This window comes from Limnohabitans sp. T6-20 (assembly GCF_003063505.1).
Lineage (GTDB): Bacteria > Pseudomonadota > Gammaproteobacteria > Burkholderiales > Burkholderiaceae_C > Limnohabitans_A.
The window spans coordinates 448,804-471,431 of sequence record NZ_NERW01000003.1 but is presented as its reverse complement, the minus strand read 5'-3'; the positions used below and the strand labels follow the sequence as shown (position 1 = coordinate 471,431).

At 61.0% G+C, this 22,628-nt stretch carries 25 protein-coding genes; 13 read left to right on the top strand and 12 right to left on the bottom strand.

Features of this window, described 5'->3' with window-relative positions; all coding sequences use genetic code 11:
- Positions 1–28 precede the first annotated feature (28 nt).
- The 5 genes from B9Z33_RS12955 to B9Z33_RS12935 all read right to left on the bottom strand — a co-directional run bounded on the left by B9Z33_RS12955 (position 29) and on the right by B9Z33_RS12935 (position 5,358).
- Positions 29–448 (bottom strand): thioesterase family protein, encoded by a 420-nt coding sequence (locus B9Z33_RS12955; protein ID WP_108287439.1) that lies wholly within the window; start codon positions 446–448, stop codon positions 29–31.
- A 9-nt stretch (positions 449–457) separates the two neighbouring features.
- The gene (locus tag B9Z33_RS12950; RefSeq protein ID WP_108287438.1) at positions 458–1,222 is read right to left on the bottom strand and encodes an SDR family NAD(P)-dependent oxidoreductase; all 765 of its coding nucleotides are present in this window, start codon (positions 1,220–1,222) and stop codon (positions 458–460) included.
- A 30-nt stretch (positions 1,223–1,252) separates the two neighbouring features.
- On the bottom strand, positions 1,253–2,506 hold the full coding sequence (locus B9Z33_RS12945) for a thiolase family protein (protein ID WP_108287437.1): 1,254 nt from the start codon (positions 2,504–2,506) through the stop codon (positions 1,253–1,255).
- Positions 2,507–2,593: 87 nt separating this feature from the next.
- Entirely contained in the window at positions 2,594–4,447 is a 1,854-nt protein-coding gene (locus tag B9Z33_RS12940; RefSeq protein ID WP_108287436.1) for a feruloyl-CoA synthase, read from the bottom strand.
- A 101-nt stretch (positions 4,448–4,548) separates the two neighbouring features.
- Positions 4,549–5,358, bottom strand: coding sequence for a crotonase/enoyl-CoA hydratase family protein (locus tag B9Z33_RS12935; protein WP_108287435.1), 810 nt, complete (start codon positions 5,356–5,358; stop codon positions 4,549–4,551).
- Between the two features lie 211 nt (positions 5,359–5,569).
- On the opposite strand from B9Z33_RS12935, the gene B9Z33_RS12930 reads away from it, so the two are divergent.
- Together B9Z33_RS12930 and B9Z33_RS12925 are read left to right on the top strand one after the other, a co-directional pair.
- Positions 5,570–6,442 carry an amidohydrolase family protein gene (locus B9Z33_RS12930; RefSeq protein ID WP_108287434.1) on the top strand — a complete coding sequence of 291 codons (873 nt, stop codon included), beginning with the start codon at positions 5,570–5,572 and terminating at the stop codon, positions 6,440–6,442.
- Positions 6,443–6,570: 128 nt separating this feature from the next.
- The gene (locus B9Z33_RS12925; RefSeq protein ID WP_108287433.1) at positions 6,571–6,927 is read left to right on the top strand and encodes a hypothetical protein; all 357 of its coding nucleotides are present in this window, start codon (positions 6,571–6,573) and stop codon (positions 6,925–6,927) included.
- Between the two features lie 13 nt (positions 6,928–6,940).
- Here the strand turns inward: B9Z33_RS12925 and B9Z33_RS12920 are convergent, their stop codons facing one another.
- Together B9Z33_RS12920 and B9Z33_RS12915 are read right to left on the bottom strand one after the other, a co-directional pair.
- Complete coding sequence (locus B9Z33_RS12920) at positions 6,941–8,302, bottom strand: MATE family efflux transporter (protein ID WP_108287432.1); 1,362 nt, start codon at positions 8,300–8,302, stop codon at positions 6,941–6,943.
- Between the two features lie 39 nt (positions 8,303–8,341).
- Positions 8,342–8,683, bottom strand: coding sequence for an ATPase with chaperone activity (locus B9Z33_RS12915; protein ID WP_108287431.1), 342 nt, complete (start codon positions 8,681–8,683; stop codon positions 8,342–8,344).
- A gap of 146 nt (positions 8,684–8,829) precedes the next feature.
- On the opposite strand from B9Z33_RS12915, the gene B9Z33_RS12910 reads away from it, so the two are divergent.
- Positions 8,830–9,312: a DUF4148 domain-containing protein gene (locus B9Z33_RS12910; RefSeq protein WP_108287430.1), complete on the top strand. Its 483-nt coding sequence runs from the start codon at positions 8,830–8,832 to the stop codon at positions 9,310–9,312.
- 60 nt (positions 9,313–9,372) lie between these two features.
- Here B9Z33_RS12910 and B9Z33_RS12905 read toward each other — a convergent pair whose 3' ends face one another.
- Genes B9Z33_RS12905 through B9Z33_RS12890 form a run of 4 tightly spaced genes read right to left on the bottom strand, consistent with a single transcriptional unit; the run spans position 9,373 to position 12,365 of the window.
- Positions 9,373–9,711 carry a zinc ribbon domain-containing protein YjdM gene (locus tag B9Z33_RS12905; protein ID WP_108287429.1) on the bottom strand — a complete coding sequence of 113 codons (339 nt, stop codon included), beginning with the start codon at positions 9,709–9,711 and terminating at the stop codon, positions 9,373–9,375.
- Between the two features lie 46 nt (positions 9,712–9,757).
- Positions 9,758–10,579: an NAD(P)-dependent oxidoreductase gene (locus B9Z33_RS12900; protein WP_108287428.1), complete on the bottom strand. Its 822-nt coding sequence runs from the start codon at positions 10,577–10,579 to the stop codon at positions 9,758–9,760.
- Between the two features lie 59 nt (positions 10,580–10,638).
- Positions 10,639–11,967, bottom strand: a complete 1,329-nt coding sequence (gene chrA / locus B9Z33_RS12895; RefSeq protein WP_108287427.1) for a chromate efflux transporter — start codon at positions 11,965–11,967, stop codon at positions 10,639–10,641.
- Positions 11,968–11,975: 8 nt separating this feature from the next.
- A complete protein-coding gene (locus B9Z33_RS12890) occupies positions 11,976–12,365 on the bottom strand; it encodes a hypothetical protein (RefSeq protein WP_108287877.1) in 390 nt (129 codons plus the stop codon).
- A gap of 179 nt (positions 12,366–12,544) precedes the next feature.
- On the opposite strand from B9Z33_RS12890, the gene B9Z33_RS12885 reads away from it, so the two are divergent.
- From B9Z33_RS12885 to B9Z33_RS12845, 9 genes are all read left to right on the top strand, one after another.
- A complete protein-coding gene (locus B9Z33_RS12885) occupies positions 12,545–13,312 on the top strand; it encodes a GntR family transcriptional regulator (RefSeq protein ID WP_108287426.1) in 768 nt (255 codons plus the stop codon).
- Positions 13,313–13,392: 80 nt separating this feature from the next.
- Positions 13,393–14,559, top strand: a complete 1,167-nt coding sequence (locus B9Z33_RS12880; protein ID WP_108287425.1) for an ABC transporter substrate-binding protein — start codon at positions 13,393–13,395, stop codon at positions 14,557–14,559.
- A 53-nt stretch (positions 14,560–14,612) separates the two neighbouring features.
- Complete coding sequence (locus B9Z33_RS12875; RefSeq protein WP_108287424.1) at positions 14,613–15,488, top strand: branched-chain amino acid ABC transporter permease; 876 nt, start codon at positions 14,613–14,615, stop codon at positions 15,486–15,488.
- A 1-nt stretch (position 15,489) separates the two neighbouring features.
- Entirely contained in the window at positions 15,490–16,482 is a 993-nt protein-coding gene (locus B9Z33_RS12870; RefSeq protein ID WP_233252830.1) for a branched-chain amino acid ABC transporter permease, read from the top strand.
- Between the two features lie 11 nt (positions 16,483–16,493).
- Positions 16,494–17,261: an ABC transporter ATP-binding protein gene (locus tag B9Z33_RS12865; RefSeq protein ID WP_233252829.1), complete on the top strand. Its 768-nt coding sequence runs from the start codon at positions 16,494–16,496 to the stop codon at positions 17,259–17,261.
- On the top strand, positions 17,254–17,976 hold the full coding sequence (locus tag B9Z33_RS12860) for an ABC transporter ATP-binding protein (protein WP_108287422.1): 723 nt from the start codon (positions 17,254–17,256) through the stop codon (positions 17,974–17,976). Before B9Z33_RS12865 ends, B9Z33_RS12860 begins: the two co-directional genes overlap by 8 nt.
- A gap of 20 nt (positions 17,977–17,996) precedes the next feature.
- Complete coding sequence (locus tag B9Z33_RS12855) at positions 17,997–19,049, top strand: aromatic ring-hydroxylating dioxygenase subunit alpha (protein WP_108287421.1); 1,053 nt, start codon at positions 17,997–17,999, stop codon at positions 19,047–19,049.
- The gene (locus B9Z33_RS12850; RefSeq protein ID WP_108287420.1) at positions 19,046–19,354 is read left to right on the top strand and encodes a 2Fe-2S iron-sulfur cluster binding domain-containing protein; all 309 of its coding nucleotides are present in this window, start codon (positions 19,046–19,048) and stop codon (positions 19,352–19,354) included. The genes B9Z33_RS12855 and B9Z33_RS12850 overlap by 4 nt, the downstream gene beginning before the upstream one ends.
- Positions 19,355–19,438: 84 nt before the next feature.
- Positions 19,439–20,392 carry an AEC family transporter gene (locus B9Z33_RS12845; protein WP_108287419.1) on the top strand — a complete coding sequence of 318 codons (954 nt, stop codon included), beginning with the start codon at positions 19,439–19,441 and terminating at the stop codon, positions 20,390–20,392.
- 92 nt (positions 20,393–20,484) lie between these two features.
- Here B9Z33_RS12845 and B9Z33_RS12840 read toward each other — a convergent pair whose 3' ends face one another.
- A complete protein-coding gene (locus tag B9Z33_RS12840; RefSeq protein ID WP_108287418.1) occupies positions 20,485–21,396 on the bottom strand; it encodes a LysR substrate-binding domain-containing protein in 912 nt (303 codons plus the stop codon).
- Positions 21,397–21,561: 165 nt separating this feature from the next.
- Between B9Z33_RS12840 and B9Z33_RS12835 the strand changes: the two genes are divergently transcribed.
- Positions 21,562–22,590, top strand: coding sequence for an amidohydrolase family protein (locus B9Z33_RS12835; protein ID WP_108287875.1), 1,029 nt, complete (start codon positions 21,562–21,564; stop codon positions 22,588–22,590).
- Positions 22,591–22,628: the final 38 nt, after the last annotated feature.

The window sequence follows — 22,628 nt, the reverse complement described above, 5'->3', positions numbered from 1 at the left end:
GAACGGTTGAACAGCGCAAATGCCCGTATCAGGCGCACAGGGCCTTGATGTCTTCAGGCACTGCAATGGCCTTGATGCGGTCAGGATCATCGGGGTGCTTGATGCAAAACGCACGCACTTCGGTGCCTTCGCACAACACGGTGTCGCCACGCATCACCACATGCTTGTGCACGATGACCTTTTCGCGCCACTCCTGCACGCTGGTGTGCACCTGCAGGGTCTCACCATAGGTGGCGGGGCGGATGAATTTGGTGTTGATCTCCAGCAGCGGCGTGCCGATGATGCCGCGCGTCTTGACCAGTTCGCGCCAGGGCGGCACACCGCACTTCACAAAGAAGTTCAGCGACGACGCGTCCATCCATTTGGAGAAGTTGGGAAAGAAGACGATGCCTGCGGGGTCGCAGTCACCGAACATCACTTGCACTTCGTAAACAACGGTTTTGTTCATGAGGCTCTTTCAGCGGGGGGCCATGCGCAAAGCGCCGTCCAGGCGAATGGTTTCGCCGTTCAGATGGTCGTTGCTGACGATGTGGCAGGCCAGTTCGGCGAACTCGCTGGGTTTGCCCAAACGTGCCGGGAAGGGGATGCTGGCCGCCAGGGACTGTTGTATCGGCTCGGGCAAGCTGGCCAGCAGCGGGGTTTTGAACAGGCCGGGGGCGATGGTGCACACGCGGATGCCGTGTTGCGCCAAGTCGCGTGCCATGGGCAGCGTCATGCCGGCCACGCCTGCTTTGGAGGCGCTGTAGGCCTGCTGGCCGACCTGGCCGTCGAAGGCCGCGACCGAGGCGGTGAAGACCATCACGCCTCGCGCGCCGTCCTCCATGGGGTCGAGCTTGGCGCAAGCCGCAGCAAATAGTCGCGCTGCGTTGTAGGTGCCGATCAGGTTGACGTTGATCACCTTGGCAAAGTCTTCCAGCGGGGCGGCGTTGCCGTCTTTGCCGACGACGCGTTTGGCAGAGCCGATGCCTGCGATCTGCATCAGGATGCGGGCGGGGCCGTGTGCAGCCGCCGCGGTCTCGATGGCCTGGGCCATGCTGTCTGGATCGCTCACATTGCATTTGACCGCAACGCCACCGATGTCTTTGGCCACGCGCTCTGCGTTGTCCATGTTGAGGTCGAGCACCGCGACCTTCGCGCCCAAGCGGGCCAATTCGCGGGCCGTGGCTTCGCCCAGACCGGAGCCACCGCCGGTGACCAGAGCTGCTTGTCCTTGGATTTTCATGTCGGTTCCTTTGTCGAAATATGGGGAATATCAGGCTGTGAAGTCGGGGTTTTCGATGAGCAGGGCAATGCCCTGGCCACCGCCCACGCAGGCACTGGAGATGCCGTAGCGCAAGCCGCTTCGTTTCAGTTCACGAGCCAAGGTGATGGTCAATCGCACGCCGGTGGCGGCCAGCGGGTGGCCCAGCGCAATCGCGCCGCCGTTGACGTTGAGCTTGGACAAGTCCAGGCCCAACTCGCGGCCCACGGCCAGGGTTTGCGCGCCTTGGGCTTCGTTGATTTCAAAGCGGCCAATGTCGGACAGTTGCAGTCCGGTGCGCTCCAGCAGCAAGCGAATCGCTGGGGCAGGGCCAATGCCCATGATCTCGGGCGGCACGCCCACGGCAGCCGCAGCCACCACGCGAGCCAGTGGCTTCTTGCCTTGGGCTTTGGCGTAAGCACCGGAGGTGACCACACAGGCCGCAGCGGCATCGACCAGGGCCGAGCTGTTGCCACCGGTCTGCACGCCGCCTTCGTAAACGGACTTGAGCTTGGCCAGCACCTCGGGAGGTGAAATGCGGGGGTGCGTGTCGGTGGCCACTTCGGTGACCTTGCCTTGCAGCTTGATGCCACGGGCTTTGTAGCCTTCGAGTTCAAACTTTTCGGTGACCACGGGCACGATCTCGCCCGCGTGGAAGCCAGCTTCTTGTGCGGCCACGGCCTTGGCAAACGAATCAGACGCGAACTGGTCCACCTCTTCGCGGGTGATGTTGTATTTTTTGGCCAGGTTCTCGGCGGTCTGGATCATGTTGATGCCAGCGGCCGGGTCTTTCAGCGCTTCCCACATGTAGTCCTTAAAGCCCACGGGCGCACCCAGCTTGAAGCCGGTGCGGTGGTCAAAGGCGGCAATGGGGTTGCGCGTCATGCTCTCGGTGCCGACCACCAGCGTGGCCTCGCACACGCCCGCTTCGATTTGCTCACCGGCCTGGCGGAACAGCTCAAAGCCGGTGCCGCAAATGCGCTGGGTCATGATGGCCGGGACTTCTTGCGGCACACCGGCATACAGCCCAATGTGGCGGGGCAAGAAGAACTGGTCAAAGTCGCCCGGGGCCATGTTGCCGGTGATGACCGAGCCGATTTCGGTGGGGGCGATGCCTGCGCGCTTCAAAGCTTCGCGTGCGGCCTTGATGCCCAGGTCCGTGGGCGAGATGTGGCCCAGTGCGCCGCAATAGTCCACCATGGGCGTGCGCACGCCTTCGTGCATCCACACATCGGCAAACGCGTTGAAAAATCCTTTGGAAGCCATATCAGCCTTTTTTGTAGGAGGCCGCCCCTGCGGCCGAATCGATGTGTATCGGGACATTCGGCCGCAGGGGCGGCCTCCCACATGGTGTCAGTTCGTCGGTTTAACGATGTAGTGCAGCGTGTCGGCGTGCAGCGCCGCCACGGTGTCGGCGCGGTGGGTGAGCACCGAGCGCTGGTTGATTGAGCCCTTGTCGGTGATCTCGCCTTTGTCGATGGTGGGCGGCTCAGACAGCAGGCACAGGCGGGCGATGCGGTTGGCGCTGCCGGTGCCGGTTTTGGCCAACTCGTTCACGATCTCCTGGAACTTGGCGAGCACAGGCGCAGAGGCCAGTACGTCGGCCAGGGGGGCGTCAGCAGGCAGGCCGCTGAGCGCACGCACGGCAGGCGTCGGGAAAATCATGGCACCGACTTCCTTCATGTTCAGGCCCGTGAGCACCGCGTCCTGGATGTAGGGGGCGCCTGCGGCAATGATCTTGCCGCGCAGCGGGCCCACGCTCACGAAGGTGCCCGTGGCCAGCTTGAAGTCTTCGGCAATGCGGCCGTCAAACTTCAGACCCAAATGCACATCGGTTTCGTCGATCCACTTGACCGCATCGCCGGTTTTGAAGAAGCCTTCTTCGTCAAACGCGCCTGCGGTTTCTTCCGGGTTGCGCCAGTAGCCCGGCGTGATGTTGGGGCCGCGGTAGCGCACTTCGGTTTTGCCTTGCATGTCCACCAGCTTGAGTTCCAGGCCGGGGGTGGGCACGCCCAAATCACCCGCCTGAACAAAAGGGTTGGTCACGAAGATGCCGAACGGACCCGACTCGGTCATGCCCAGGCCCGTGCCCATGACAATGCGCTCACCGATTTCGCGTTCTTGCGATTCGTAGAGGCTGTCCCAAATCGGCTGGGCCAATGCGGCACCGGCGTAGAAGAACATCTGCACACGCGACAGCAGGGTCTTGCGCAGCTGGTCGTCGGTCTTCATCGCGTTGGCAATGGCTTCAAAGCCGGTGGGCACGTTGAAGTAGACCGTGGGCGCGATCTCGCGCAGGTTGCGCAGGGTCTCGCCAATCAGGGCGGGGGTGGGCTTGCCGTCGTCGATGTAGAGCGTGCCGCCGTGGTAGATCGTCATGCCCACGTTGTGGTTGCCACCGAAGGTGTGGTTCCACGGCAGCCAGTCGACCAAGACCAGTTCTTTTTCGGCCAGCACGGGCATGGACTGGGCCATTTGCTGCTGGTTGGCGCACCACAGGCGCTGGGTGTTGATGACGGCCTTGGGCAGCTTGGTGGAGCCGCTGGTGAACAAGAACTTGACGATGGTGTCGGGGCCGGTGGCCGCAATGGCCGCGTCCACCGCAGGCGTGGCGGCTGTGGCGCACAGGCTCTCGAACGAGGTCACGTTGCGGCCATCCACACCGCCTTCACACATCACCACTTCCATGTCATCGCTGACGGTGGCGGCAATGGCTTTGGCGTAGCGGGCGTCGCTTGCGAACACCATGCCCGGCGTCACGGTTTTCAGCACATGCTTGAGCTTGTCGTAGTCCACGCTGACCAGCGAATACGGCGGCGAGGTAGGCACAAAAGGCACACCAGCCAGCATGCAGCCCAGCCCTAGCAGAGCGTGTTCGAGGCTGTTTTCACTCAGGATGACCACGGGGCGATCTGCGCTCAAGCCCCGGTTGATCAGGCCTTGCGCAATGCTGCGTGCGCTAGCCCAAGCCTGAGCGTAGGTGATGTGCTTCCAGTCGCCCGTGCTGCCGTCGGCCTGCTTGACGCGGCGGGCCATGAAGGTGTCCTCGGGCTTGGTTTGAGCCCAGTGTTGCAGGCGGTCGGTCATTCGCTCTGCAAAAGGCTGCAGGGGCTGCTCGGCCGTCAGGTAATGCGTGCCGGGCACGCCATCGCGCACGGTGACGCGGGTCACACCGAACTTGAGAGGGCGGAATTTGGGGGTGCTCATTTTTTGTCTCCTCAGTGAGGTGTTTTAGGAGGTTGCCCCTGCGACAGAAGGACTGTGGCTTGGCGTCCATTCGGCCGCGGGGGCGGCCTCCTACAGGGTATTCAGTTGGTTTTCTGGACTTTGGCGGCCTTGCCTTCGAGGAAGGCGCGCACACGGGCTTTGGCTTCTGGCGCGGCTTGTGCAATCGATGAAATCAGCGCTTCGGTGAAGAAGCCGTGGTCGGCCGGTTGCTCGGCGATGCGGGGCAGGGCGTGCATCAGGGCAAAGTTGGTCAGGGGGGCGTTGGTGGCAATGCGGGTGGCCAGTTCAATGGCCTTGGTCAAAGCGGTGCCCGTGGGCACCAGGTACTGGGCAAAGCCCACGCGTTCGCCGTCTTGTGCGTTGTAGACGCGGCCTGTCAGCATCATGTCGGTCATGCGGGCTGCGCCAATCAGTTTGGGCACGCGCACCGAGCCGCCTCCACCCACGAAGATGCCGCGCGTGCCTTCGGGCAGGGCGTAAAAAGTGCTTTCGTCGGCTACGCGGATGTGCGAGGCGCTGGCCAGCTCCAGCCCGCCACCCACCACCGCACCGTGCAGGGCGGCGACCACGGGCACGCGGCCTTGCTCAATCGCGTTGAGAGCGACGTGCCAGCCGCGTGAGTGGTGAATGCCTTCACCGGCGTCGCGCTCTTTCAGTTCGGACAAATCGAGACCTGCGCAGAAGTGGTCGCCTTCGCCGTGGATCACGGCCGCACCCGCTTCAGCAGGCAAGTTCTGGAACACATCGCGCAGTCCTTCGATCAGACCATCGTTGAGGGCGTTGCGCTTGGCGGGGCGGCACAAACGCACCACGGCGACAGTGCCTTGCATCTCCAAAGCAACGCCATGGGCTGCAGCACGGTCAAGGATGGGGTTGCTCGGGTGTGTCATCGTGGTGTCCTTCAGAAGACTTGACCCAATGGCCAAGAAGGTTATTATTGATAACGATATTGTGCGCAAGCAGTTGCACTTTTCTTCTTGGGATTTACCCTAGGTTGGATGGAGGGGCTTGCGCATTCAGCTTGCAAACAAAAGTCGGTACGGCGCGTATCGGCTATCGTTAACCTCGTGTCCAACGCAATTCAACGCAATTGAGCGCACCATGAAACACCAAGACCTGATCGCCATCGACATCCACACCCACGCCGAAGTGAGTTGCTGGAACCCCTTTGACAACTACGGCGAGGAATACGACCGCGCCGCTGACAAGTTCTTTGGCAGCAACCGCCGCCCGACCATTGAAGAAACCGTGGCCTATTACCGCGAGCGCAAGATCGGCCTGGTCATGTTCACTGTGGACAGCGAATCGCAGCTGGGTCGTCGCCGGATCCCGAACGAGGAAATCGCCAAGGCCGCTCGCGAGAACAGCGACATGATGATTGCGTTTGCCAGCATCGACCCGCACAAGGGCAAGATGGGTGCCCGTGAGGCCGAGCGCCTGATCAAGGAAGAAGGCATCAAGGGCTTCAAGTTTCATCCCACGGTGCAGGGCTACCACCCCTACGACAAGATGGCCTGGCCGATCTACGAGGTCATCAACGAATACAAGCTGCCTGCGATTTTTCACACCGGGCACAGCGGCATTGGCTCGGGCATGCGCTGCGGCGGCGGTCTGCGTCTGGCCTACAGCAACCCCATGCACCTGGACGATGTGGCGATTGACTGGCCCGACATGCAGATCGTCATGGCGCACCCCAGCTTTCCGTGGCAAGACGAAGCCCTGAGCGTGGCCACGCACAAACCCAATGTGTGGATCGACCTGTCGGGGTGGAGCCCCAAGTACTTTCCCAAGCAGCTGATCCAGTACGCCAACACGCTGCTCAAAGACCGCATTTTGTTTGGCAGCGATTACCCGCTCATCACGCCCGAGCGCTGGATGAAAGACTTTGAAGTGGCCGGTTTCCGCCCCGAAGTGATGCCCGGCATCCTGAAAGACAACGCGGTGCGTTTGTTGGGCCTGGACAAAGCGGCTTGAATGCGATGCCCACCCTGGCTGCGTGCGGGTGGGCGGGCATGCTGATCTGGATCAAGCTTTTGCGCATCCAGTGCCGCGATTTATGCGTTCTGTCTTAGAGTTGCATATTTGTTGAAAGCGGCAAATCCATGAAAAAATTTTGGGCTATCGCGCTGTTGTTTTGTTCCGCCCACAGCCATGCTTATGACGGTTTGAGCAGTGAGTTGAGCCATGCGGTTGGGGGCGCATTGCTGGCGGGTGCCGTGACCAAAATCTACAGCGAATCGGAAAACCGCGCATGGATAGGCTTTGCCGTGAGCACGGCCGCAGTGGTCTTGGAGCAGGGCTACGAAATTTCGCGTGGTGCCAACCGCAACAGCCAGATCAAGGACATGGCTTGGCATGCCCTGGGCTCGGCGCTGGGGGCTTGGGCCACCGATAAATATCTTTTGGTGCCGGTGGTGACCCGCACATCTGTCGGCTTGGTGATCGTTCGCACGTTTTGATGGGGTTGGCGCTTCAGTTTTTGCGGCTCAAGCTCCACGGCGTGATCTTGACGGCGGCGGCGGTGATCAGACCGTACAGCACCATGGTCAGTGCCACCAGACCATAAAAATGCTCGGCAGTGCCTTGGTGTTGTGACAACCAGTAACCCGCAATGGCGACCAACGCCAGTCGCACCGTGCCCGCCAGCACCGGACCAATCACCTGGCCCGCACCTTGCGATGCAAAGTAGAGCGTCAGGCCCAGCCCAAAGAATGGAAAAGCCGGGCCTGCGGTCACCAGATATTGCCGCGCATACGTCAGCACCGCTTCGTCTTGCGTGAACAGCCGTGCCCACAGATCAGGCGCCAATGTAACGACGGCACCAATCACGGCCAGGTTGAAGGCCGACACGCCCCCAGCGACCCAGGCCACGCGCCGTGCACGGACCACGTTGCCCGAACCCATGGCCATACCGACCATGGGGACTGAAGCCACACCGATGCCAAAAGCGATGGGAATCAACAAGAACTCCAGCCGCTGACCGATGCCATAACCGGCCAGTGCCTCGGTGCCCAGTTGCGCCAACATGCCCGTAAAAATCAAAATGGCCAGCACCGATTGCACCGGCGACAGGCAGGCGATGGCTCCCACTTTGAGGATGTCCGCAAACATGCTTTTTTGCAGTTCAAAGTTTTTCAGTTGGAGCGTCAGGCGGCCCTGTCCACTGATGAGATACCAAAAGAAATAGACCACGCCAACCGCCGTGGCCATGATGTGACCCAGTGCCACCCCCACCATGCCCATGGCGGGTACCGGACCGGCCCCTAAGGAGAGAACACCGCCCAAAATAATTTGTAAAAACGCCGTGGCCACCAGCGCCACGGACGGTGCCCGCATATTCCCCGTGCCGCGCAAGACAGAAGCCAGCGTGTTGATCAGCCAGACCAGCAGGGCACCGGTGAACAAAATACCGGAATAGCGCACCGCTTCTTCGAGCACAGCACCCTTGCCGCCGAGCAGTTTGTACAAGTGAGGACCGAAGCTCAGAAAGATGGCGCTGTAGATCACACCCGCGCCCATGCCAATGACCAGCGCATGCAGCAACAAGGTTTGGGCGCGTGGGGTGTCCGATGCGCCCAAAGCACGGCTGATGGCTGCCGACACACCGCCGCCCATGGCCCCGGCCGACATCATCTGCGTGAGCATGGCAAACGGAAACACCAGTGCCATGGCGGCCAGCGGCGCTGTGCCCAGGCGGCCCACGTAGTAGGTTTCTGCAATGCCCACCAGCACCGTCATGACCATGGCCAGCACATTGGGTGCGGCCAGTCGCAAAAGGGTGGGCAAGATGGGGGCGTTCAGCAGGCGCTGCAGGTCGTTGTGTTGTGGGCTCATGCCTGCATCTTGGCAGCTTGGGCAGCCCGAGCAGTTGACTTAGGCGACAGGATCTGACAAGGGTGGGTTTTGCAGCAGCTGGTCCATGGGCCAGTTGAGCAACTCCGCCAGGCGACACACCACCCAGCGTGCTTCAACCGGTATGACCACTGCAGGCTCTGCCAGCAGACCCAGCTCGCATTGCTGCAGCACCAGCTCCTCGGTGATGCCTAGTGTGAACTGCATGTTGGCTGCTTTTTCGGTGAGCAAGTTGGCCAGGTCTTCGCACAGTTCGTAGCGCTCGGCCATGTCCCGTAGGCCGAGAGTCGGCTTGATCTTGCCTGGCGGCACGTAAAGCGCCATGAAAGATGGCGGGATGTGGATCTGGAATTCTTCTGTCATGGCAGTCGTGGGGGCAGACGTGAATTAACGCACAGACGCCAACCCAGAGGTTTTCTAAATTGAGGGCAACGCTGAGCCTTGAATGAATTTGTCGTTCTCGAAGGACTCAAAGCCAGCGTTCTTATTCATTTTGAAAGGAATCCAATATGCAAGTGCGAACCTCAATTTCAGCCCTGACTCTGACGCTGTTGGCGTTGTGCTCAGGCCAGGTCATGGCGCAAGATTCTGCGGGGCCCAAGACACGCGAGCAGGTCAAAAACGAACTGAAGGAGGCCATTCGGAAGGGAAACATGCCTGCCAACGACCAAACTGGTCGCATGCTCAATGAGGTCAATCCTTCCGCCTACCCGCCCAAGCCGGTCGTGCCTTGCAAGACACGCGAACAGGTCAAGGCTGAGCTGGAAGAGGCCAAGCGCACGGGCAACATGATGGCTCCCGGCGAGTCGGGCTGTTTGCTCAATGAGGTCAACCCATCTGCTTATCCGCCCAAGCCTGTGGTGCCTTGCAAGACCCGTGAACAGGTCAAGGCCGAATTGGCCGAAGCGCAACGCACAGGCAACATGCCCGCCAACAGCGAAACAGGCTGCCTGTTGAAAGACATGTATCCTGATTTATATCCCAAAAAATAACGCTTTGTGATGGATCGCAGAACAGGCTGTCTGATGTGAGCAGACACCTGTTGTGCGTGGTCAGACTTTTTTCACAAATTCTGTTTTGAGCTGCATCGGTCCGAAACCGTCGATCTTGCAATCGATGTCGTGGTCACCCTCAATCAGGCGAATGTTCTTCACTTTGGTGCCGACCTTGACGACGGACGAGGAGCCCTTGATCTTCAGGTCCTTGACCAAGGTAACCGTGTCACCGTCTTGCAACACGTTGCCGTTGGCGTCTTTCCAGACTTTGGCGGCTTCTGCCGCAGGGGCTTCAGTGGGGTTCCATTCGTGCCCGCAACTGGGGCAGATCAGCAGGTTGCCATCTTCGTAGGTGTATTCGTCGTGGCATTTGGGGCAAGCGGGCAGGTGGCTCATGGGGTTTCCTTTTGCGGCTGGAGGATACCCCATGCAGAACCTGTCTTCAGCCGTGGGGCGCGACTTTTACAAACGCACCGCCCTGGTAAATGGCTGCAGGGTCTTTCGTGTCAACCAATGGCTGGCGAGCTTCCACCGCGCTGCGGAACACATCCGAAGAGTCTTGCGGCCGGTAACCAATGTGTTTGGCATGGGTGTTGTCCCACCAGGTGGTTTGGTTGTCCGACATGCCGTAGACGATGCTGTGTCCGACGATGGGCGCGGTGAGCGCAGCGACCACCAGACGTTCGAGATCGTCATGGCTGAGCCAGGTCGCCAGCATGCGGCGGTCTTTGGGTTCGGGGGTTGAGGAACCAATGCGGATGCTCACGGTCTCTATGCCCCAACGGTCCCAGTACATCTGGGCCAGGTCTTCGCCAAAGGCTTTGGACAGGCCGTAAAAGCCATCGGGCTTAGGTGGCATGCTGGTGTTGATCACCTCGTCCTGGCGGTAAAAGCCGGTCACATGGTTGGAGCTGGCGAACACGATGCGCTTGACACCCTTCAGGCGTGCAGCCTCGTACAGGTTGACCATGCCCACGATGTTGCCCGTCAGGATGGGGGCCCAGGGTTGCTCGGTGGACACACCGCCCATGTGCACCACGGCGCTCACGCCGTCGAGCAAAGCCATCATCTGATCGGCGTCTTCCAGCGCGGCGGTGTGCACCTCTTCGCCAGCGGCGGCCGCGCCCAGATCAAGGCGGTCGCTCACGCGCAGCACGTCGCAATAGGCTTTCAGGCGGGGGCGCAGCTTCTGGCCGAGATTGCCGCCCGCGCCCGTGAGCAGCAGGCGGGGAAACTTCAAGGGGGATGCGGGTGGATTGAGCATGGTGTTTTTTGCTTTCAGTCTTTGAAACGGTCGGTGCAGGGCAGATTCTCCGCATCGAATCAGTGAAGTGCCTGCACCGCCAAGCCCACCACCACACACAGCCCCATGACCTGCACCACAGTGCGTTGTTGCTTGATCAACAGCCATGCGGCAACGCCGGTGATCACAAAGGCCCAGAAGTCGGGCAGCATGTGCCAGCCGCCGGGCAGCCAGGTCTGTCGGGCAAAGACGCCAGCCAGCTGCACCATGACGCCGATCACCGCTGCCGTGATGGCTTGGAGCGGTCCCTGCAGGGATGGCATCTGTCGGGTTGATTCGACAAAGGGACCACCTGCCAGGATGAACAAGAACGAAGGCAAAAACGTGAACCAGGTCACCACACAAGCCGCGATGATCCCGCCCAGCAGGGGGGAGCCCGTGATGGCTTGGCTGTGTCCGCCCAGAAAGCCGACGAAAGCCACGACCATGATGAGCGGACCCGGCGTGGTCTCGCCCAGTGCCAAGCCGTCCATCATTTGGGCCGCTGTGACCCAGCCGTATTGCGTGACAGCCGCATGCGTCACGAAAGGCAGCACGGCATAAGCGCCGCCGAAGGTCAGCAGCGCGGCCTGTGTGAAAAAGCCGCCCATGCGGGTGAGTGTGTGATGACCGCCGAGCAGCAAGGCGAGCGCGCCCAGCGTGAGCACCCACAGGCCCACCCCGAAGGCGCTTTTCTTGATCAGGCGGTCATGGCTGTAGAGGGTGTGTGCGGGCGCTGGGCTGTGGTCGTCCAGCCAAGCCGGGCCTTCTGACGCTGTGTTGGGTTGAGACACACCGTGCGAGGCCCCAGCTGCAGGCAAAGCGTGTTGTTTTTGCATTTGCCAACCCGTGAAGGCGGCTGCCGCCACGATGAGCGGGAAAGGCACGTTCCAGATCATGCCCAGCAGTGACAGGCCGGCCACCCACCACAGCCAGCGGGCCTTGAGTGTGCGCATGCCAATGCGGTGCACCGCCTGGATCACCAGCGCTGTCACCGCAGGCTTGAGCCCCCACAGGATGGCTTGGCCCCAGGGGTGTTGCCCCCAGGCGCTGTAGGCCCAGGCCAGCAAGATCATCAGCAACAGCGATGGCAACACAAACAGTGCGCCTGCGGCAATGCCGCCACGTGTGCCGTGCATCAACCAGCCCATGTAGGTGGCCAGTTGCTGTGCCTCAGGGCCCGGTAGCAGCATGCAGTATTGCAAGGCGTGCAGGTAGCGTTTTTCTGAAATCCATCGGCGGCGTTCGACCAGTTCCGTGTGCATCAGGGCGATCTGCCCGGCCGGGCCGCCAAAGCTGATGCAGCCGAGCCGGAACCAGAATTTCAGGGCCTCGCGGAAGCTGACCGGGGCTGGGGTGTCGTGGTGCATGGTGTCTTTCAGGGGGCGCCCCAGTGTTGGCGAAAGGCGTCGGCAAAACCGGGTGTGCCGCTGATGCTCAGGCTCAATTCCAGGGTTTGATCGGCCCGGGGTTCAGGGCAAAGCTGCAAAGTGCTTTGGCCTGCATGGAAGGTCGCGCTGGCAGAGGTGTTTTGTGTGCCGGAGTGCAGCTTGACTTGCAGGTCAAAGTCCCAGTCGGCACCGTCTTCAAGCGGGCCGGGGCCTGTGGCACTGAATTGGCGGCCCCAATGGTGGGCCCAGGTCAGCACTTGCTCGGCCTCTTGCAACAGTGCAGAAGTGTGCGTGCCCTGGGGGTGTGCCAGCGCGTCCCAGCAGGTTACGCCGTCGGCGTCTTCGCTGCAATCAAAGTCCAGCAGGTGCAAATTCATCGTGGTTTTCCATCGGGTTTCCGATTGTCGCTTGCTGTTGCCAAAGTATCGGAGGCATTCATTGAATACAAAAAACATCTGAATGCCCAATATTTGACCAAATAATGGGGTTTTAAGGGCTTCCCTGTATACAGCGAACCGGTCCTGGATGTTCTAATCGCGTTTTTATCGATTGCGCCATGTCTGCCACCCCCGTTCGTCTCGCCGATTCAGAAACCGCTGAAGAAGGCGGCTCCCAAGCCGTCAAGGCCCAGCAGCGCTTGCGCGAACTGATTCTGGCGGGCGACCTGCCTGCCGGGGCGCGGATTGCCGAGCTGGCGCTGGTGGAGCGCCTTGGCATGTCGCGCACACCGATCCGCGCTGCCCTGATGCGCTTGGGCCAGGAAGGCTTGCTGGAGCCGCTGCCCGGCGGCGGTTATGCGGTGCGCACCTTTTCCGAGCGCGAAGTGGCCGATGCGATCGAGCTGCGTGGCACACTGGAGGGTTTGGCCGCCCGGCTGGCCGCAGAGCGGGGCGTCAAGGCCCGTTTGCTCAAAGAAGCCCGTGAATGCCTGGATCAGATCGATCTGGCGCTGCGTGATGCGGCATTCAACGACGAGATGTTTTCGGCTTATGTGGTTTTGAACGGGCGGTTTCACAAGCAGCTGGCCAGCATGGCCGACAGCGATGTGCTGGCCCGCGAGATCGAACGGGCAGCCAGTTTGCCGTTTGCCTCGGCTTCGGGTTTTGTGGGGGTGCAGGCGCACCACCCGGGTGCCCGTGACATGCTGGTGGTGGCGCAGCACCAGCACCGGCAGGTGCTCGACGCCATTGAGCGGCGTGAAGCAGGCCGCGCCGAAGCGCTGATGCGCGAGCACTCGCGCATCGCTCAGAACAACATGCGCCTGGCGCGGCAAAACCCGGCCCTGGCCGGCACGCCGGGCGTGCAACTGATCCGCAGCGACTGACCCGTCATGACTGAGCTCGGATCGCCATGATTTCTTCCTCTGTGATCTTTTTTACCCACCTTTCCTTTCAGGAGACAAGCATGCAAAAACGGTTTTTCCTTCGCGCCATCGCCTGCGCTGCCCTGGCCGCCAGCGCCACCACCGCCATGGCGCAAGACAAGTTCAAGATCGGCCTGATCCTGCCGATGACCGGCCCGTTTGCCTCCACCGGCAAGCAGATCGAAGCGGCCGCCCGCCTGTACATCGCGCAGAACGGCGACACCGTGGCGGGCAAAAAAGTCGAGCTGATCGTGAAAGACGACACCAGCGCGCCGGACGTGACCAAGCGCATCGCGCAAGAGTTGGTCGTGAACGAAAAAGTCAGCGTGCTGGCCGGTTTTGGCCTGACCCCGCTGGCGCTGGCCACAGCACCCATTGCCACCCAGTCCAAAACCCCGCTGGTGGTGATGGCGGCGGCCACATCGAGCATCACCGAAGCCTCGCCTTTCATCATCCGCACCAGCTTCACGCTGCCTCAAGCGGCAGTGGCCATTGCCGACTGGGCACCCAACAACGGCATCAAGAAAGTCGTGACCTTGGTCGCCGATTACGGCCCCGGTATCGATGCTGAAAAGTACTTCAAGGACCGCTTGATCTTCAACGGGGGGCAGGTGCTCGACACCCTGCGCGTGCCCATGCGCAACCCTGACTTCGCGCCCTTCCTGCAAAAAGTGCGCGACCTCAAGCCTGATGCGGTCTATGTGTTCGTGCCCTCGGGCATTGGCGCGCCTTTGATGAAGCAGTTCGCCGAGCGGGGCTTGGACAAAGCGGGCATCAAGCTGATTGGCACCGGTGACATCACCGACGACGACATCTTGAACGGCATGGGCGAAGTGGCCAATGGCGTGGTGACCTCACACCACTATTCGGCATCGCACAACTCGGCACTGAACAAAAAGTTTGTGGCTGCTTTTGAAAAAGCCAACAACGGCTTGCGTCCCAACTTCATGGCCGTGGGCGGCTATGACGGCATGCGCGTGATCTACGAAGCCGCCAAGGCCACCAAAGGTACAGGCGGTCAGGCCCTGCTCGACGCGATGAAAGGTCAGGTGTTTGAAAGCCCCCGTGGCCCGATGTTCATCGACGCGCAAACCCGTGACGTGGTGCACAACATCTACATCCGCAAAGTGGAGAAGGTCAATGGCCAGCTTTACAACCAGGAATTCGCGACCATCAAGGACGTGAAAGACCCAGGCAAGGCCAAGTAAGTCGTTTCCTTTGTAGGAGCGCACCCCTACCCAAAACAATCTGTACCCATCACATGCTGACCATTCTTTTCGACGGCATTGCCTACGGCATGCTGCTTTTCATATTGGCCGTGGGCCTGTCTGTGACCATGGGTTTGATGAACTTCATCAACCTGGCGCACGGGGCCTTTGCCATGGTGGGTGGGTATTTGACGGTGATGCTGATGCAGCGCTGGGATGTGCCCTTTTTGTGGTGCCTGCCCATCGCTTTTGCCGGTGCAGCCTTGCTGGGCGCGGTGCTGGAGCGAACGCTTTACCGGCACATGTACCGCAAGCCGCACCTGGATCAGGTGTTGTTCTCCATCGGTCTGACGTTCATGTCGGTGGCCAGTGTCGATTACTTCATGGGCTCGCAGCAACAGATCATGCAGCTGCCCGAATGGCTGCGTGGTCGCACCGAGCTGTGGGCGGGCGAAGTCTTTGAATTAGGCATGGGCCACTACCGTCTGTTCATCATCGCGGTGTGCGCGGCGCTCACGGTGGGCCTGCAGTTTGTGCTGGCCAAAACCCGCTTTGGCAGCCGCTTGCGCGCCAGCGTGGACGATGCGCGTGTGGCTGCGGGCTTGGGCATCCGCGTGAACCTGATCTTTGCCGCCACCTTTGCCATGGGCTCGGGTCTGGCCGGTTTGGGCGGGGCGCTGGGTGCTGAAGTGCTGGGCTTGGACCCGACCTTTCCGCTCAAGTTCATGGTGTACTTTTTGATCGTGGTGGCAGTGGGTGGCACCTCGTCGATCACCGGGCCACTGTGGGCGGCGTTGCTGCTGGGCATTGCCGATGTGGCGGGCAAGTACTACATGCCCAAGCTCGGTTCGTTCATCGTCTATTCACTGATGATCGCGATTTTGATCTGGCGTCCGCAAGGGCTGTTTGTGCGCAAGGGAGGCCGCTGACATGAGCAATTCAATGGATGCGCGTACGCAACTTTTATCGGCAGCCCGCATGCGCGGCTGGGAACCCCTGGTCTGGCTGTTGGTCTTTGCCATGCCTTTCGCTTTTCCAGGTCATGCGCTGATCGTTAATGAGGTGGCCATCGTCGCCTTGTTCGCGATCTCTCTGGACCTGGTGCTGGGCTACACCGGCATCGTGTCGCTGGGGCACGCCGCGTTTTTGGGTTTTGGCGCGTATGCCTCGGCCCTGTTTGCCAAACACGTCATGCCCGACCCGCTGGTGGGCCTGATGTTTGGCATGGGCTGCGCCACGTTGTTGGGCGCGCTGTGTTCGCTCACCATCTTGCGCGGCACCGACTTGACGCGCCTGATGGTCACGTTGGGCATGGCGCTGATCCTGATGGAATTGGCCAACAAGCTGGATTGGCTCACGGGTGGTTCAGACGGTTTACAGGGCGTGATGATGGGCCCGTTGCTGGGGCGCTTTGAGTTTGATCTGTATGGTCAGACAGCTGCCTGGTATTCGTTGACGATCTTGCTGCTCTTGTTTGTGCTGGCGCGGCGTTGGGTGAATTCGCCCTGGGGCGCCACGCTCATGGCCGTTCGCGACAACCCGCTGCGCGCCATGGCCATTGGCATTCCGGTGCACAACCGTTTGGCGGTGGTCTATACCTTGGCTGCAACCTTGGCCGGTGCGGCGGGTGCCCTGATGGCGCAAACCACTGGCTTCGCCTCGCTGGATGTGTTTGCTTTGGAGCGCTCTGCCGACGTGATGCTGATGCTGGTCATCGGTGGTGTGGGCTGGCTCTACGGCGGCGTGGTCGGTGCGGTGGTGTTCAAGCTCATGCACGACGTGATTTCGGGCATCACCCCGCAGTACTGGACTTTCTGGATTGGTCTGTTTTTGGTGGTGTTGGTCATGGTCGGTCGCGAACGTCTCATCCGGCCCTGGCAGTGGTTTGGACGCGCTGCAGACCCCAAAGGCGGTGCCCAATGAATCAAGTTGTCATGAACCAGCCTGTTGTCTTGAAGGCCCAGGGCCTCGTTAAACAGTTCGGTGGCATCACCGCCACCGACCACGTGAACCTGGACTTGCGTCTGGGCGCACGCCATGCGCTGATCGGGCCCAACGGCGCAGGCAAAACCACGTTGATCAACCTGCTGACCGGCGTGTTGCCGCCCACCTCGGGCCGCATCGAACTGCTGGGCGAAGACATCAGCCAGTTGGCACCGCACCAGCGTGTACGGCGCGGCCTGGTGCGCACCTTCCAGATCAACCAGCTGTTTGCCAGCATGACGCCGCTGCAAACCCTGGCCATGGTGGTCTCGCAGCAGCGCGGCCTGGGCGGGCGATGGTGGCAAAAGCTTGGGCAAGACACCGCCGTGGTCACGCGTTGTGAACAGTTGCTGGAACTCTTTCGCCTGACCGAAGTCATGCACCAGCGTACCGAGCACCTGGCTTATGGCAAGCGCCGTTTGCTGGAGATGGCGATTGCGCTGGCCTGCGAGCCTAAAGTGCTGCTGCTCGACGAGCCGGTGGCTGGGGTGCCTGCGGGCGAGCGTGAAGAACTGTTGCAGACCGTGGCCGCTCTGCCCGCCGAAGTGTCTGTTTTGCTGATCGAGCACGACATGGACCTGGTGTTTGAATTTGCCGACCGCATCACCGTGCTGGTCAATGGCGCGGTGCTGACCGAGGGCACACCCGAGACGATTGCGGCCGACCCGCAAGTCAAGGCGGTGTATCTGGGGCATGGCGAGGAGGTGGCCCATGGCTGAATTGTTGAAGGTGGACAACCTGCGTGCCGGTTATGGCGAAGCGGTGGTCCTCAATGACGTGAGCCTGTCGCTGGGCGAAGGCGAAACCCTGGCCCTGCTGGGCCGCAACGGCACCGGCAAGACCACGTTGATGGACACGCTGGCCGGGGCCACGCGCCAGCATGGCGGGCAAATCTTTTTGGGCGGCCAGCCGCTGCACACCTTGCCCTCGCACGAGCGGGCGGCGGCCGGTATCGGCTGGGTGCCGCAAGAGCGCAACATCTTCAAATCGCTCACGGTGCACGAAAACCTGACCGCCGTCGCACGCCCCGGTCGGGCCAGCCGAGCCTGGACGCCTGAGCGGGTGTACGAGATGTTCCCGCGCCTGGCCGAGCGCAAAACCAATCTGGGCACGCAGCTGTCGGGCGGCGAGCAGCAAATGCTGGCTGTGGGCCGGGCGCTGGTGCTCAACCCGCGCTTGCTCTTGCTCGACGAGCCGCTCGAAGGCCTGGCCCCGATCATCGTGGAAGAGCTGTTGCGTGCGATTGCCCGCATCACCCGCGAAGAAGGCTTGTCGGCCATCATCGTGGAGCAGCACCCGCAAGCGATTTTGAAGATCAGCCACCGCGCTGTGGTGCTGGACCACGGCAACGTGGTGCATGCCAGCGATGCCGACACGCTGCGCCAAAACCCCGAACTGCTGGACAGCCTGCTGGGCGTGGCCCGCAAGCTTTGAATTGGATGAGAGAGGACAACATGTTCATCAAAAACACCTGGTATGTGGCCTGCTCCTTGGCCGACCTGAATGCTCTGGGCGACAAGCCGCTGGGCCGCACCATTTGCAACGAGCAGATGGCGTTCTTCAAAGGCCCCGAGGGCAAAGTGGCGGCGGTCGAAGATTTTTGCCCGCACCGTGGTGCGCCTTTGTCGCTGGGCAAAGTCTGCAACGGCAAGCTGGTGTGCGGCTACCACGGCCTGGAGATGGGCTGTGAGGGCAAAACCGTGCACATGCCGGGGCAACGCGTGCGCGGCTTTCCGGCCGTCAAGAGCTACGCCGTGGTCGAGCGTTATGGCTTTGTCTGGGTCTGGCCCGGCGACCAGGCCAAGGTGGATGAATCGCAGATGCCGGTGTTCGAGTTTTTTGACAACCCGGCCTGGGCCTATGGCGGCGGGCTGTACCACGTCAAGGCCGATTACCGCCTGATGATCGACAACCTGATGGACCTGACGCACGAAACCTATGTGCACGCCAACAGCATCGGCCAGCCCGAGATCGACGAGACGCCTTGCGAGACCAAGGTGGACGGCGACAAAGTCATCTTGCAGCGTCACATGGAGGGCATTCAGGCGCCCCCGTTTTGGCAAATGGCCATGAGTGCCAACGGCCTGGACCCACAGGCCAAAGTGGACCGCTGGCAGATTTGCCGCTTTTCGCCGCCCAGCCACGTCATGATCGACGTGGGCGTGGCGCTGGCGGGCAAGGGGGGCTTTGACGCGGCCCCCGAGCACAAGGCCTACAGCGTGGTGGTGGACTTCATCACACCCGAGACCGAAACCTCGCACTGGTACCACTGGGGCATGGCGCGCCAGTTCAAACCTCACGACGCTGAGCTGACCGACAAAATCCGCACAGGGCAGGGCGGCATCTTCAATGAAGACATGGAGATGCTGCAATTGCAGCAGGCCAATATCAGCAAGTGGCCCGAGCGCAAACTGCTCATGCTCAACATCGATTCAGGCGGTGTGCAATCGCGCCGCATCATTGACCGCTTGCTGGCCGAAGAAAACAACCCCGGAGTCACCGCATGAACACCCTCGACCTGAGCCAGACCCCGATCGCGGCCGATGGCACTTTTGAAGTGCAACTGCAAAAAAGTGGGCAAATCCTGCAAGTCACCAAAGACCAGTCCATCCTCAAAGTGCTGCAAGACGCTGGACACGATGTGCCGTTTTCCTGCTCGGAAGGCATTTGCGGCACTTGCCTGACCAAAGTGGTGGCCGGCACGCCCGACCACTGGGACATGTACCTGACCCCCGAGGAGCAGGAAAAAGGCGACTGCATCATGGTGTGCTGCTCACGCAGCCAGACGGCGCGCCTGGTGCTGGATTTGTAAAGCACCATCTGCCTTGCGGCAGTAGATGCCAGCGATGGCGGACAATCGGGTGAAAATTTTGCGCATTTCTGCCAACACATTCGAATGAACGCCACGCTTGAAATCCTGGGCATCACCGGCCCGATCTACCTGGCCATTGCGCTGGGCTACCTTTCCACCCGCCAAGGGCTGTTCGCCAAAGCCGACATGCAAGTGTTCGGCAAATTCACCATCAACTTGGCCTTGCCCGCTCTGCTGTTCAATGCCTTGTCGCAGCGCAGCATCGGTGAAATCCTCAATGCCCACTACCTGCTGGCCTATGCCTTGGGCTCGATGGTGGTGATCTTGGGTGGGCTGTTCTGGGCCCGCAAGGTCAAAGGCCACAGCCTGAGTTACAGCAGCATGATGGTCATGGGCATGTCTTGCCCCAACAGTGGTTTTGTGGGGTACCCCATCATGTTGTTGACCTTGGGGCCGGTCGCAGGCGTGGCTTTGGCGCTCAACATGGTGGTCGAAAACCTGTTGATGATTCCCTTTTTGCTGGCGGTGGCTGACTCGGAGGGCGGCCAGCCTGGCCAGTGGAAGCAGGCCTTGTGGCAAACGCTCAAGAACTTGCTCAAAAACCCGATGATTTGGGGCATCTTGGGTGGTTTTCTCTTTTCCTTGTCGGGCTGGGCCATGCCTGCACCACTGGGACGCACGGTGAATTTGTTTGCGCAGGCCAGTGCGGCTTTGTCCTTGTTTGTGATCGGCGGCTCCTTGGTGGGCTTGAAGGTCGAAGGCCTCAAAGGCACGGTCTCTCAAATCGTGTTCGGCAAATTGCTGTTGCACCCGCTGGCCATGTGGGGCGTGCTGACCTGGGTGGTGCCGGTCAACGACCCCGCCTTGCGCTCGGCGGCCTTGCTCACCGGTGCTTTGCCGATGCTGGGCATTTACACCATCCTGAGCCAGCGCCATGGCCACGGCGCCATCAGCGCGGCCACTTTGCTGGTGACGACTGTGGTGTCGTTCTTTAGCCTAAGTGCCTTGTTGTGGGTGTTGCAGCACGCTTCATTCTGAACGTGAAAAACACCCGACGAACAAGCTGGATTCAACCGGTCCACCCAGCAGCCATCTGACTGAATGGATTCAGGATCACATTTTTGACGTGTTCAACCTGCTTGCAACCAGTTTTGTGCCACCTCGTTGATCAGTGCCAAGGTGGCTTGCTGGGTCAAGGTGGTTGGTCGCAGCGAGCTGACTGCCGTGGTCAGCTGGATGGTCAGTGCAGGGTCTGACACTTGTCGCACCGCAAACGCCGAGGGACGCACCGAGCGCATGACCGCATTGCGCGACAGGATGGCGCAACCCGCACCATCGGCCACCAAGTCGAGGATCGCGCTCACACCGTCAATCTCCAGTGCAATCTGTGGACGACACCCAATCGCGGCCATTTCAGATTCGACGTGCATGCGAATCGCGTTCGGGCGGGTGGGGATGACCAGCGGCAAATTTGCAACATCCCTCAAAGCGATGGGCGGCGGTGGCGGGTCTTCTTGCAGGCCCGGTGGGCGCGGCTGCACCAGCAGCAATTCTTCCTGCACCAGCGGCGTGTGCTCAATGCCTGCGACTTGGTTGGGGTTGTAGAGCACGGCAATGTCTAGGCGGCCGTTTTGCAGGTTCTCTTGCATGGCCGTCGACAGCCCTTCGCTGATGGACAGCTGGGCCTCGGGCATGCGCTGCCTGAAAGCACGCGTCAAAGGCACCGTCAGCATGCGCGCCACGCTGGGCGGCAGGCCCAGCGCCACGCGGCCCGACAGGCCGCTGCGCACCCGGCCCAGTTCTTCGCGCGCCCGCTCGACCTGGTGCAAGATGCCCCGGCCATGCTCCAGCAGCAACTGCCCCGCCTGGGTGGGCGTGGCCCCCCGCCCATTGCGCACCAGCAGGTTTTGCCTCAGCTCGACTTCGAGCAGGCGCACCTGGCGGCTGAGCGCGGGCTGCGCGATGTTCAGAGCTTGGGCTGCGCGGGTGAAACTGCCCAGTTCTGCCACGCGCACAAAGTATTCGAGCTGTTTGAGGTCCATGGAAATCCACTCCGTTGGTGTGATTTTGTCATATCGATGGCTTGGTTATGCGTATTTGTTCTATCTGCTAGTTGACCTAGGGGCTGGGTTGTGCGCGAGTGTGCCTGCACAATCGCTGGCAGAAACACGGTCACCCTAGGAACTCCCATGAGCAAAAGCAATCCCTTGATCATTGATGTGCACGGGCACTACACCACCGCCCCCAAGGCGCTGGAAGATTGGCGCAACCGCCAGATCGCCGGCATCAAGGACCCCGCGTCCATGCCCAAAGTCTCCGAGCTGAAAATCAGCGACGATGAACTGCGCGAGACCATCGAGACCAACCAGCTGGCGAAGATGAAAGAGCGCGGCTCGGACATCACCATCTTCAGCCCCCGCGCCAGCTTCATGGCCCACCACATTGGCGACTTCAACGTCTCGTCCACCTGGGCCGCCATCTGCAACGAGCTGTGCTTCCGCGTGGCGCAACTCTTCCCCGACCACTTCGTGCCTGCGGCCATGCTGCCCCAGTCGCCTGGCGTGGACCCCGCCACCTGCATCCCCGAGCTGGTCAAGTGCGTGGAGCAATACGGCAATGTGGGCATCAACCTGAACCCCGACCCATCGGGCGGCCACTGGACTTCGCCACCGCTGTCTGACAAGGCCTGGTACCCCATTTACGAAAAGATGGTGGAGTACGACATCCCCGCGATGATCCACGTCTCGACCAGCTGCAACAGCTGCTTTCACACCACCGGCGCGCACTACCTGAACGCCGACACCACCGCCTTCATGCAGTGCCTGACCAGCGATCTGTTCAAGGACTTCCCGACGCTGAAGTTCCTGATCCCGCACGGCGGCGGTGCGGTGCCTTACCACTGGGGGCGTTTCCGGGGTTTGGCGCAAGAGCTCAAAAAGCCTTTGCTGTCGGAGCACCTGCTGAACAACATCTTCTTTGACACCTGCGTGTACCACCAGCCCGGCATCGACCTGCTGACCAAAGTCATTCCGGTCAAGAACATCCTGTTTGCGTCCGAGATGATCGGCGCAGTGCGCGGCATCGACCCCGAGACTGGTCACTACTTTGATGACACCAAGCGCTATGTGCAAGCCACGGCCAACCTGAACGACGAAGAGCGTTACATGGTCTACGAAGGTAATGCCCGCCGCGTGTTCAAGCGGCTGGACGACCAGCTCAAGGCCAAAGGCCAGTAAACAGCTCTATTTTTTGGGAGGCTGCCCCTGCAGCCGAA